Source organism: Enterobacter cloacae complex sp. 402C9 (assembly GCF_050030745.1).
Classification (GTDB): Bacteria; Pseudomonadota; Gammaproteobacteria; order Enterobacterales; family Enterobacteriaceae; genus Enterobacter; species Enterobacter intestinihominis.
Window position 1 is genome coordinate 2,401,245 of sequence record NZ_JBLGUW010000001.1, and the last position, 12,759, is coordinate 2,414,003.

The window sequence follows — 12,759 nt, forward strand, 5'->3', positions numbered from 1 at the left end:
TTATTGAGCGATTTAAGGGAAATTTATCGGATCAGGATCACACTAATTGAAATTATCTTTAATATTTTGAAACTTATTATTGAAAGCAGTCTACGGAATTTTAAAAATAGTCTGCCATTGACGATAAGCCTCGTTTAAAAATCGCTCAGGTGGCTTAGGAAATACCTGAATAAAATTATAAGGGTTAGTTAAGATGAAACTTAAATTAGTTGCAGTGGCAGTGACTTCCATGTTGGCGGCTGGCGTTGTTAACGCGGCTGAAGTTTTTAACAAAGACGGTAACAAACTGGATCTGTACGGCAAAGTTACTGGTCTGCACTATTTTTCTGATGATGCTGGTAGCGACGGCGACAAAACATACGTTCGTCTGGGCTTCAAAGGTGAAACTCAGATCAACGATCAGCTGACCGGATACGGCCAGTGGGAATATGAGTTCAAGGGCAACCGCTCTGAAGCTCAGGGTTCCGACGGCAACAAAACCCGTCTGGCCTTCGCTGGTCTGAAATTCGATGAATTCGGTTCCTTCGACTACGGTCGTAACTACGGTGTTGCTTATGACATCGGCGCATGGACTGACGTTCTGCCAGAGTTCGGTGGCGATACCTGGACGCAGACTGACGGCTTCATGACCGGTCGTACCACTGGCGTTGCCACCTACCGTAACACCGACTTCTTTGGTCTGGTTGACGGCCTGAACGTGGCTGCCCAGTACCAGGGTAAAAACGACCGTTCAGAGATCACCGAATCCAACGGTGACGGCTGGGGTCTGTCTTCTACCTATGAATTCGACGGCTTCGGTGTGGGTGCGACCTACGCGAAATCTGACCGTACTGACCGTCAGGTTCGTGCTGCAAGCAACCTGAACGCCGGTGGCGAAAACGCAGAAGTCTGGGCTGCTGGCCTGAAGTACGATGCGAACAACATCTACCTGGCAACCACCTACTCTGAAACCCGCAACATGACGGCGTTCGGTAGCGGTCACGTTGCCAACAAAGCACAGAACTTCGAAGTTGTGGCTCAGTACCAGTTTGACTTCGGTCTGCGTCCATCCATCGCTTACCTGAAATCCAAAGGTAAAGACATCGGTTCTTATGGCGACCAGGACCTGGTTGAATACGTTGACGTTGGCGCGAGCTACTACTTCAACAAAAACATGTCCACCTACGTTGATTACAAAATCAACCTCGTGGATGACAGCCAGTTCACCAAAGATGCCAAAGTGGCTACCGACAACATCGTGGCTGTAGGTCTGACCTACCAGTTCTAAGAGGTGTTAGTTGAAAAGGCCAGCCCTCGCGGCTGGCCTTTTTTTTACTGCTGCCCTCCGACCTTCGCCAGACTAAACCAGATCCCGATCGCCAGAATCATCAGCATGGCTCCCGCACTGCCCAGGGCCACGCTGTGCGAGGTGATGAAAGCGGTTTTCGCCGCCGTCATCACCGGCTCGGCCAGTGACGGCGTCAGCTCCTGCGCGACCTTCATCGCTTCACCGATGGACGACGAGGCTTTATCGGTCAGCGACGCGCTCAGCCCCTGCGGCAGTACAATTGACGCCGAAAAGCTGCGGGTTAACAGCAGACCGAAAATGGCGATCCCGAGACCAGCGCCCAGCTCGTAGGACATGGTTTCGATCGCGCCTGCGGCGGCCGCTTTCTCTTTCGGCGCGGCAGCCATGATCGCTGACGTCGATGCCAGCAGTGCGCTGGCGGCACTGAAGCCCAGCAGCACCATCAGGCTCCACGCCTGCCACTGTTGGGTGCTGAAATCGAGCGTCGACAGGCCGATAAAACTGATCGCGCTTAGCCCCATGCCTCCGGCCGCGACAATGCGCAGCCCCAGACGCCCGACCAGCACACCCGCGATCGGCCCGCTAAATCCGCTCGCCACCATCACCGGCAGCATAAATATCCCTGCTTCAAACGGCGTAAAACCATGCACGAACTGCAACTCCTGCGCCATCAGCAGTTCAAAGCCCACCAGCGCAATCATGGCGGTCATTGCCATGACCACGCCGCTTAAAATAATGCGATGGCAAAACAGACGCATGTCGATCATTGGCACGCGCGCGCGCAGCTGGATACGGACGAAGATAAACAGCATCATCGCCCCGGTAAGCAGCGTAGAGGCCACCATCCACGGCGACAGCACCCCTTTCAGGGCGGTTTTAGCGCTGTAGACCAGCAGTAAAATGGCGACAATCAGCATAATGGCATGGCTGATATTGAGCGGCTGCTCGGGCCGACCCTGCTGAGCAGGCACAAAGCGCGCAGCAAGCGAAACCACGATCAGCACGATCGGCACGTTAATCAGGAAGACCGAACCCCAGTAAAAGTGCTCCAGCAGCATGCCGCCAATCAGCGGGCCAAACGCCGCGCCGCCCGACCCAACGGCAGCCCAGACGCCAAGGGCGATGTTACGGTGCCGCACGTCAATAAACAGCGTGCGGATCCCTGCAAGCGTAGCCGGAATGATCATCGCCGCGCCAATCGCCAGCGACGCGCGGGCGGCAATCAGCCAGCCCGCGGACGGCGCAAAAGCCGCCGCTAACGATGACAGGCCAAACAGCACGCTGCCGATCATCAGCAGGCGCTTAAAACCTATGCGATCGCCCAGCGCGCCCATCGGCAGCACCATCCCCGCCATCACCAGCGAGTAAATATCAATAATCCACAACAATTCGTTGCCGCTGGCACCCAGCGTCATGCTCAATGTTGGCGCCGCCACGTGCAGCACCGTCGCGTCAATCGCCACCGGGATATACACCAGCACGATAATCACTAACGCTAACCACTGACGAAACATAAATTTCCTTTTCAGTTAAAAACTGGACACATGTCCAGATTGCGATCCTACGTAAAGTTGAACACTTGTCCAGCTCTTTGTTACACTCGTTTCGTTGCCATTGAGAGTGAGAAATTATGCGTTATCTGAGCAAGGACGAGCGGCGGGAAGAGATCCTACAGGCCGCAATGCGCGTGGCGCTGACCGAAGGATTCGCTGCGATGACCGTGCGCCGAATCGCTACCGAAGCGGGCGTCGCCACCGGGCAGGTGCATCACCACTTTGCGTCGGCGGGCGAGCTTAAATCGCTGGCGTTTGTCAGGCTGATCCGCGATTTGCTGGATGCTGAAATCGTTGGCGAAAACGCAGGCTGGCGCGATCGCCTGCATGCCATGCTCGGCAGCGATGACGGCGGGTTTGAGCCCTACATTCGACTGTGGCGGGAGGCGCAAATTCTCGCCAGCCGGGATAGCGATATCAAAGGCGCCTACGTTTTGACCATGGAGATGTGGCACCAGGAAACGGTCGCAATTATCCGCGCCGGGGCGGAGGCCAACGCCTTTACGCTTGCTGATCAGCCGGAAAATATCGCCTGGCGTTTAATTGGTCTGGTATGTGGCCTGGATGGCATATACGTCTTAAATATGCCTGAAATGGACGACGCGGCATTTAATAAGCATCTGGATAAACTTATCTCCCTCGAATTGTTTTAATACTCCCATCGGAGTATTAATTTCCGCAAATAGTTACAATTAGTAACACATAAAGCGAACCCTGATTCCCATTCCAAACTCAGGGATTCGCTTTTTTATCTATCCTTTCAGATGTATCCCATAACATCCTATAAATTTCATACGCCACTGACAGGTATCTTTCTGTTTTTCCTTCTTTTTTTTCTCCACTTCGGTAAGCAAGAGGGTGATATGTCACATCAAAGCGAGAAGAGTAATCAGCATCTGTTGAGTAACTGGAAACCGGAAAACGCGCAATTTTGGGAGAATAAAGGGAAACATATCGCACGAAGAAACCTGTGGATTTCCGTGGCATGTTTGCTTCTGGCGTTTTGCGTCTGGATGTTGTTTAGCGCTATTGCGGTAAATCTTAATAAGGTCGGATTTAATTTCAGCACCGATCAGCTTTTTATGCTAACGGCATTACCTTCTCTCTCCGGCGCGATATTGCGTGTCCCCTACTCTTTTATGGTGCCGATATTTGGCGGGCGTTACTGGACCGTGTTAAGCACCGTTATCCTGGTCGTACCCTGTGTCTGGCTTGGGATCGCCATCCAGAATACCGCCACGCCCTATTGGATCTTCATCATCATCGCGCTGCTTTGCGGTTTTGCCGGTGCCAACTTCGCTTCCAGTATGGGAAACATCAGCTTCTTCTTCCCGAAAGCCAGACAGGGTAGCGCACTGGGCATTAACGGCGGGCTGGGTAACCTGGGCGTGAGTGTGATGCAGCTGGTTGCGCCGCTGGTGATTTTCCTGCCGATGCTTACCTTCCTCGGCGTGCACGGCGTACCGCAGGAGGATGGCTCGACGATGTGGCTGGCGAACGCGGCGTGGATCTGGGCGCCGCTGCTGATTCTGGCCACCATTGCGGCGTTTTTTGGCATGAACGACATCGCCAGCTCGAAAGCGTCCATTGCCAGCCAGCTTCCGGTGCTTAAGCGCTTTCATCTCTGGCTGCTGAGCCTGCTTTATCTGGCAACCTTCGGCTCGTTTATCGGTTTCTCGGCAGGCTTTGCCATGCTGTCGAAAACCCAGTTTCCGGACGTTAATATCCTCCACCTCGCCTTCTTTGGCCCACTGATCGGCGCCCTGGCGCGTTCGGCTGGCGGAATGATTTCGGACAGACTGGGCGGCGTAAGGGTGACGCTGATCAACTTCGTCTTTATGGCCATCTTTAGCGCCCTGATTTTCCTGACGCTCCCCGGGTCTGGTTCAGGCAGCTTTATCGCCTTCTATCTGGTCTTTATGGGCCTGTTTCTGACCGCAGGCCTGGGTAGCGGCTCGACCTTCCAGATGATCGCGATTATCTTTCGCCAAATCACCCTCGACCGCGTGAAAAAACAGGGCGGGAGCGATGAACAGGCACAGCATGAAGCGGTGACCGAAACGGCTGCGGCGCTGGGCTTTATCTCTGCCATCGGTGCGGTGGGCGGGTTCTTTATTCCCAAAGCCTTTGGCACCTCCCTGGCGATGACCGGTTCCCCGGTGGGCGCCATGAAAGTCTTCCTCGTGTTTTACATCGTCTGCGTGCTCGTCACCTGGCTGGTGTACGGCCGCAAATCCTCACAAAAATAATAACTACCTCTTCGCCGGAGCGTGATGCCTCACCCTCCGGCCATGTTATCGAAGCAGGAGAAATGTCATGAGCAAACTGTTGGACCGCTTCCGTTACTTCAAAACAAAAGGCGACAGTTTCGCCGATGGGCACGGCCAGGTGTACCACACCAACCGAGACTGGGAGGACAGCTACCGTCAGCGCTGGCAGTTCGACAAGATTGTGCGATCCACCCACGGCGTTAACTGCACCGGCTCCTGTAGCTGGAAGATTTATGTCAAAAATGGCCTGGTGACATGGGAAACCCAGCAGACCGACTACCCGCGTACCCGCCCCGACCTGCCTAACCACGAACCGCGCGGCTGCCCGCGTGGCGCAAGCTACTCCTGGTATCTCTACAGCGCCAACCGTCTCAAGTACCCGCTGGTACGCCGCAGGCTGATCGAGCTCTGGCGCGAGACGCTGGCGCAGCATACCGATCCGGTGCTGGCCTGGGATGCCATTCAGAACGATCCACAGAAAGCGCAAAGCTACAGAAAGGCGCGCGGTAAAGGCGGGTTTATCCGCTCAAACTGGAAAGAGCTTAACCAGCTGATTGCTGCCGCCAACGTCTGGACCATCAAAAACTACGGCCCGGATCGGGTAGCCGGTTTTTCCCCCATCCCGGCCATGTCGATGGTCTCTTATGCCGCCGGTACGCGCTATCTCTCCCTGCTCGGCGGCACCTGCCTGAGCTTCTATGACTGGTACTGCGATCTGCCTCCGGCATCGCCGATGACCTGGGGCGAGCAGACCGACGTGCCGGAATCGGCGGACTGGTACAACTCCAGCTATATCATTGCCTGGGGCTCGAACGTGCCGCAGACGCGTACCCCGGACGCACACTTCTTTACCGAAGTGCGTTACAAAGGCACCAAGACCGTCGCCATTACGCCGGACTTCTCGGAGGTGGCGAAGCTCAGCGACCAGTGGCTGGCCCCAAAACAAGGTACCGACAGCGCCCTCGCCATGGCGATGGGGCATGTGATCCTCAAAGAGTTCCACCTTGATAACCCGAGCGATTACTTCCTCAACTATTGCCGCCGCTACACCGACATGCCGATGCTGGTCCTGCTGGATGAACAGGCTGACGGTCGCGTGGTGCCGGGCCGCATGCTGCGCGCGTCGGATCTGGCCGACGGGCTGGGTGAAACCAATAATCCGGAGTGGAAAACCATCGCCTTTGACGTCGCCGGAAATCTGGTGGCGCCGAACGGCTCTATCGGTTTCCGCTGGGGCGAAAAAGGCAAATGGAACCTGGAGTCGCTGGCCGCGGGACAGGAGACCGAGCTGACGCTTTCCCTGCTCATCACCCACGACAGTGTGGCAGACTTGGCCTTCCCTTACTTCGGGGGCAACGAGAACCCGCATTTCCGCAGCGTGAAGCAGGAGCCGGTGCTGACGCGCCGCGTACCGAGTAAAACCCTGACGCTGGCCGACGGCAGCCAGAGACGCGTGGTCAGCGTGTACGATCTGGTGCTCGCAAACTACGGCCTCGATCGCGGTCTGGAAGACAGTAACGCGGCGGCAAACTACGCCGAGATCAAAGCCTACACCCCGGCCTGGGGCGAACAAATTACCGGCGTCCCCGCTTACCTGATAGAAAAAATCGCCCGTGAATTTGCCGACACGGCGCACAAAACCCATGGTCGTTCGATGATCATCCTCGGGGCCGGTGTGAACCACTGGTACCACATGGACATGAACTACCGCGGGATGATCAACATGCTGGTCTTCTGCGGCTGCGTCGGGCAAAGCGGCGGCGGCTGGTCGCACTATGTCGGCCAGGAGAAGCTGCGCCCGCAAACCGGCTGGCTGCCGCTGGCCTTCGCACTGGACTGGAACCGTCCGCCGCGCCAGATGAACAGCACCTCTTACTTCTACAACCACGCCAGCCAGTGGCGCTATGAGAAGCTCACCGCACAGGAGCTGCTTTCTCCTCTTGCAGACGCGTCGAAATTCACCGGTCACCTGATTGATTTCAACGTCCGCGCCGAGCGCATGGGCTGGCTCCCTTCCGCGCCGCAGCTCAACCTCAACCCGCTGCACGTTAAGGCCCGCGCCGACGCCGCCGGGATGTCGCCGCAGGATTACACCGTGCAGGCGTTAAAATCGGGCGATATTCGCTTTGCCTGCGAACAGCCGGACAACGGCAAGAACCACCCGCGCAACCTGTTTGTCTGGCGTTCTAACCTGCTTGGCTCGTCCGGGAAAGGCCATGAATACATGCTGAAATACCTGCTTGGCACCGAGAGCGGTATTCAGGGCGAGGATTTAGGCTCAACGGACGACGTGAAACCTGAAGAGGTGGAATGGCAAACCGCCGCCATTGAGGGCAAGCTGGATCTGCTGGTGACGCTCGATTTCCGTATGTCCAGCACCTGCCTGTTCTCGGATATCGTCCTGCCCACCGCCACCTGGTATGAAAAAGACGATATGAATACCTCGGACATGCATCCGTTTATTCACCCGCTTTCCGCAGCCGTTGACCCGGCGTGGGAGTCCCGCAGCGACTGGGAGATTTACAAGGGCATCGCCAAAGTCTTCTCTGAAGTGTGCGTCGGACATCTCGCCACCGAAACTGACGTGGTGCTACAGCCGCTACAGCATGACTCCCCGGGGGAACTGTCGCAGCCTTTTGATATTCTGGACTGGCGCAAAGGCGAGTGTGATCTCATCCCCGGTAAAACCGCGCCAAACATTGCGGTCGTCGAGCGCAACTATCCGGAAACCTACGAGCGCTTCACTTCTCTCGGTCCGCTGCTGGACAAGCTCGGCAACGGCGGAAAAGGCATATCGTGGAACACGCAAAACGAAGTCGATTTCCTCGGCAAGCTCAATTACGTCAAGCTCGACGGCCCGGCCAAAGGCCGACCGCGCATTGAAACCGCCATTGATGCTTCAGAGGTGATCCTCGCTCTTGCGCCGGAAACCAACGGTCAGGTCGCGGTCAAAGCCTGGGAGGCCCTCGGCGAACTGACCGGGCGCGATCACACCCATCTGGCACTGAACAAAGAAGACGAGAAAATCCGCTTCCGCGATATTCAGGCGCAGCCGCGCAAAATTATCTCCAGCCCAACGTGGTCCGGCCTTGAGAGCGAGCATGTCTCGTATAACGCAGGCTATACCAACGTTCACGAGCTGATCCCGTGGCGCACGATTTCCGGCCGCCAGCAGCTGTATCAGGATCACACCTGGATGCGCGCCTTCGGTGAAAGTCTGGTGGCCTATCGTCCACCGATTGATACCCGCAGCGTCACCCATATGCGCGAGATCCCGCCGAACGGCTTCCCGGAAAAAGCGCTTAACTTCCTGACGCCGCACCAGAAATGGGGCATTCACTCCACCTACAGCGAAAACCTGCTGATGCAGACCCTGTCACGCGGGGGGCCAATCGTCTGGATCAGCGAAACCGACGCGCGCGAGCTGGGGATTGAGGACAACGACTGGATCGAAGCCTTCAACGCCAACGGCGCCCTCACCGCCCGCGCGGTGGTTAGCCAGCGCGTGCCGCCGGGCATGACCATGATGTACCACGCTCAGGAGCGCATTCTGAACATTCCGGGGTCAGAAGTGACCGGACGGCGCGGCGGGATCCACAACTCGGTCACCCGCGTCTGTCCGAAACCGACCCACATGATTGGCGGCTACGCGCAGCTGGCGTACAGCTTTAACTATTACGGCACCGTCGGCTCGAACCGCGACGAGTTTATTATGATCCGCAAAATGAAAAACATTAACTGGCTGGACGGCGAAGGTCGGGATCAGGTTCAGGAGGCGAAAAAATGAAAATACGCTCACAGGTTGGCATGGTACTGAATCTCGATAAATGCATTGGCTGCCACACCTGCTCGGTCACCTGTAAGAACGTCTGGACCGGGCGCGAAGGGATGGAGTATGCGTGGTTTAATAACGTCGAAACCAAACCGGGTATCGGCTATCCGAAAAACTGGGAAGATCAGGATGAGTGGCAAGGCGGATGGATCCGCAGTATTCACGGCAAGCTGACCCCGCGCCTCGGCGGAAAAATGGGCGTCCTGTCGAAAATTTTCGCCAACCCCGTGTTGCCGCAGATTGACGATTACTATGAACCTTTCACCTTCGATTACCAGGATCTGCACCGCGCCCCGGAGGGGGATCACCTCCCTACCGCCCGCCCCCGCTCGCTGATTGACGGTAAGCGGATGGATAAGATCGTCTGGGGACCAAACTGGGAGGAGCTGCTGGGTGGCGAGTTCGAAAAACGCGCCCGCGACCGAAACTTTCAGAAGATCCAGAAAGAGATGTACGGTCAGTTCGAAAACACCTTCATGATGTACCTGCCGCGCCTGTGCGAGCATTGCCTCAACCCGAGCTGCGTCACCACCTGCCCGAGCGGTGCGATTTACAAACGCGAAGAGGACGGCATTGTGCTGATCGACCAGGACAAATGCCGCGGCTGGCGTCTGTGTATCAGCGGCTGTCCGTACAAGAAAATCTACTTCAACTGGAAAAGCGGCAAGTCAGAGAAGTGCATCTTCTGCTATCCGCGCATCGAGTCCGGCCAGCCGACCGTCTGCTCAGAAACCTGCGTTGGACGCATCCGCTACCTTGGCGTGCTGTTGTATGACGCGGACCGTATTGAAGAGGCGGCCAGCACCGAGCATGAAACCGATCTGTATGAGCGCCAGTGCGACGTGTTCCTTAACCCGAACGATCCGGCGGTGATTGAAGAAGCCCTGAAGCAGGGCATCCCGCAGAACGTCATCGACGCAGCGCAGCGTTCCCCGGTTTACAAAATGGCGATGGACTGGAAGCTCGCCCTGCCGCTGCATCCGGAATACCGCACCCTGCCGATGGTCTGGTATGTGCCGCCGCTGTCACCGATTCAGTCCTACGCGGACGCGGGTGGTCTGCCGCAGAGCGACGGTGTACTGCCTGCGGTCGAAAGCCTGCGCATCCCGGTGCAATACCTGGCAAATATGCTCAGCGCGGGCGATACCGGCCCGGTGCTGCGCGCTCTGAAGCGCATGATGGCGATGCGCCACTACAAACGCTCCCAGACCGTGGAAGGCGTGACCGATACCCGCGCCATTGAGGAAGTAGGCCTGACCGAAGCGCAGGTTGAGGAGATGTACCGCTATCTGGCCATCGCTAACTACGAAGACCGCTTCGTGATCCCGACCAGCCACCGCGAAATGGCGCGCGACGCCTTCCCTGAGAAAAACGGCTGCGGCTTCACCTTCGGTGACGGCTGTCACGGCTCCGACACCAGGTTCAACCTCTTCAACAGCAGCCGCATCGACGCGATCAACATTACCGAGGTGCGCGATCACGGGGAGGGAGAATAATGCAGATCCTTAAAATCATCGCGCTACTGATTGAGTATCCCGATGAGCTGCTTTGGGATAACCGTGAAGAAGCGCTTTCCCTGGTGGAACAGGATGCGCCCATGCTACTGCCGTTTGCGCAGCAGCACCTGAGCGCCCCGCTGCTGGATAAGCAGGCCGAATGGTGTGAAGTTTTCGAGCGGGGGCGCGCGACTTCACTACTGCTGTTCGAGCACGTTCACGCCGAGTCCCGCGATCGCGGTCAGGCGATGGTCGACCTGATGAGCCAGTATGAGAAAGCCGGGCTGGAGCTGGATTGCCGCGAGCTGCCGGACTATCTGCCGCTCTATCTGGAATATCTCAGTATCGTCAGCGACGACGAGGCGCGTGAAGGGCTGCAAAACGTCGCGCCTATACTGGCGCTGATTGGAGGCCGCCTGAAACAGCGCGAGGTAGCGCATTACCAGCTGTTTGACGCCCTGCTGTCGCTGGCGGAAACACGGCTTTCCAGCGACAGCGTGGCGAAACAGGTATCCGGTGAAAAACGTGATGATACCCGTCAGGCGCTGGACGCCGTGTGGGAAGAGGAACAGGTCAAGTTTATCGAAGACAACGCCACATCGTGCGACAGTTCGCCGATGCAGCAATATCAACGACGCTTTAGCCAGGACGTCGCGCCGCAGTACGTGGACGTCAGCGCCGGAGGCCCAAAATGACTCATTACCTGAACGTGTTTTTCTATGACATTTATCCGTACATCTGCGCCACCGTCTTCTTCCTCGGCAGTTGGTTGCGCTACGACTATGGGCAGTACACCTGGCGGGCGTCATCAAGCCAGATGCTCAGCAAGCGCGGGATGAACTGGGCTTCGAACCTGTTTCATATTGGGATTCTGGGGATCTTCTTCGGGCACCTGTTCGGCATGTTAACCCCGCACTGGATGTACGCCTGGTTTTTACCCGTCGCGGTTAAACAGCAGTTAGCCATGATTGCGGGAGGTATTTGCGGGGTGCTGACGCTGATCGGTGGGTCGATGCTTTTGATCCGTCGCCTGTTCAACCAGCGGGTGCGCGCCACGTCCACCACGCCGGATATTATCATCATGAGTATCCTGCTGCTTCAGTGCATCCTTGGGCTGTCGACCATTCCTTTCTCCGCTCAGTACCCTGACGGAAGCGAGATGATGAAGCTGGTCGGCTGGGCGCAGGGGATCGTCACGTTTAAGGGCGGCTCGTCGGAAATGCTGAGCGGCGTCGCGCCGATCTTCCGCGTGCATCTGGTGCTGGGGATGACGATCTTCCTCATCTTCCCGTTCACCCGCCTGGTGCACGTGTGGAGCGCGCCGTTTGAGTACTTCACGCGTCGGTATCAGGTGGTAAGATCGCGCCGTTGATTTGTCGGGTGGCGGCTACGCCTTACCCGACCTACGTTCACACGCCCGTAGGCCCGGTAAGGCGTAGCCGCCACCGGGCTATTTCCCTGCCTGCGGATGCGTATCAAACCCTGCCATTACTGCCGTCAGCTCTGCCAGTGTAAAGCCGTGCTTCGGGTCATCAACGCCCAGGCCAAACCGGTCCTGCATCAGCTTATATAGCGCCTCCGCATCCGGCAAATGGATCTGCTCCTCCACATGACCGTTCTGCCAGTGGGTAAAATTAAAGTTGGTCAGCGTCAGCTTGCCCCCGTCCGGCAGGTGGCGACACATCAGCAGGTGATGACGAAAATGGGACTGAGGCCAGTGCGCCGACCAGAAGTTACCCATCACGTAATCGTTGAAGTACTGCGTCCCCAGGTCAAATTGGTACATCGACTGCCAGTGCTCGTGATGGCGGAATTGCAGTACCCAGTCGTTACCCTCGCTCAGCAAACGATAACTCCCGTGCGGGGTTTCCTGCTCCTCGTTAGCGATCAAACGAATCGGCGCCGTCAGCGTTTGTCCGCCAAATCCCACATCGGCGATCCAGCGCTCGCCGTTCAGCTCAACCAGGAGCAACCGGTGCGTGCGCGGCGGCATCTGCGACGGATTCGCCAGTACAACCCGCCCCAGCACGCTGCGTACCGTAAACCCAACTTCGCGTAACACCCGCTCAAACAGGCCATTTTGCTCGAAGCAATATCCCCCCCGACGCGCGGTGACCAGTTTATCCACCAGACACCCGTCGTCCAGATGGATTTCCCGCGGCAAAACGACGTCAATATTTTCAAAAGGGATCGCGCAGTTATGGTGTAAATGGAGCCCCCGCAGGGTATCGATATTAACCTGTACGGGCTGCTGCCAGCCCGTGCGGGCAAAATAAGCACTCAGAAATGGGGACATGATTTGCTCCATGATGTGATATCC

The 12,759-nt window shown here is 57.0% G+C and carries 9 protein-coding genes; 7 read left to right on the forward strand and 2 right to left on the reverse strand.

Features of this window, described 5'->3' with window-relative positions; genetic code table 11:
* The first annotated feature begins 193 nt into the window (after window positions 1-193).
* On the forward strand, window positions 194-1,267 hold the full coding sequence (gene ompC, locus ACQG1K_RS11465) for a porin OmpC (protein WP_022648207.1): 1,074 nt from the start codon (window positions 194-196) through the stop codon (window positions 1,265-1,267).
* 44 nt (window positions 1,268-1,311) lie between these two features.
* Here ompC and ACQG1K_RS11470 read toward each other — a convergent pair whose 3' ends face one another.
* A complete protein-coding gene (locus ACQG1K_RS11470; RefSeq protein ID WP_032624205.1) occupies window positions 1,312-2,802 on the reverse strand; it encodes an MFS transporter in 1,491 nt (496 codons plus the stop codon).
* Between the two features lie 116 nt (window positions 2,803-2,918).
* On the opposite strand from ACQG1K_RS11470, the gene ACQG1K_RS11475 reads away from it, so the two are divergent.
* From ACQG1K_RS11475 to narI, 6 genes are all read left to right on the forward strand, one after another.
* On the forward strand, window positions 2,919-3,494 hold the full coding sequence (locus ACQG1K_RS11475; protein WP_323634023.1) for a TetR family transcriptional regulator: 576 nt from the start codon (window positions 2,919-2,921) through the stop codon (window positions 3,492-3,494).
* 210 nt (window positions 3,495-3,704) lie between these two features.
* Window positions 3,705-5,090: a NarK family nitrate/nitrite MFS transporter gene (locus tag ACQG1K_RS11480; RefSeq protein ID WP_367074476.1), complete on the forward strand. Its 1,386-nt coding sequence runs from the start codon at window positions 3,705-3,707 to the stop codon at window positions 5,088-5,090.
* Window positions 5,091-5,157: 67 nt separating this feature from the next.
* The gene (locus ACQG1K_RS11485; protein WP_426720854.1) at window positions 5,158-8,898 is read left to right on the forward strand and encodes a nitrate reductase subunit alpha; all 3,741 of its coding nucleotides are present in this window, start codon (window positions 5,158-5,160) and stop codon (window positions 8,896-8,898) included.
* Entirely contained in the window at window positions 8,895-10,439 is a 1,545-nt protein-coding gene (gene narH / locus ACQG1K_RS11490; protein WP_367074472.1) for a nitrate reductase subunit beta, read from the forward strand. Before ACQG1K_RS11485 ends, narH begins: the two co-directional genes overlap by 4 nt.
* Window positions 10,439-11,134 carry a nitrate reductase molybdenum cofactor assembly chaperone gene (narW, locus tag ACQG1K_RS11495; RefSeq protein ID WP_022648213.1) on the forward strand — a complete coding sequence of 232 codons (696 nt, stop codon included), beginning with the start codon at window positions 10,439-10,441 and terminating at the stop codon, window positions 11,132-11,134. The genes narH and narW overlap by 1 nt, the downstream gene beginning before the upstream one ends.
* On the forward strand, window positions 11,131-11,811 hold the full coding sequence (gene narI, locus ACQG1K_RS11500) for a respiratory nitrate reductase subunit gamma (RefSeq protein ID WP_022648214.1): 681 nt from the start codon (window positions 11,131-11,133) through the stop codon (window positions 11,809-11,811). Before narW ends, narI begins: the two co-directional genes overlap by 4 nt.
* A 78-nt stretch (window positions 11,812-11,889) precedes the next feature.
* Here the strand turns inward: narI and nhoA are convergent, their stop codons facing one another.
* The gene (nhoA, locus tag ACQG1K_RS11505) at window positions 11,890-12,735 is read right to left on the reverse strand and encodes an N-hydroxyarylamine O-acetyltransferase (protein WP_022648215.1); all 846 of its coding nucleotides are present in this window, start codon (window positions 12,733-12,735) and stop codon (window positions 11,890-11,892) included.
* Between the last annotated feature and the right edge of the window lie 24 nt (window positions 12,736-12,759).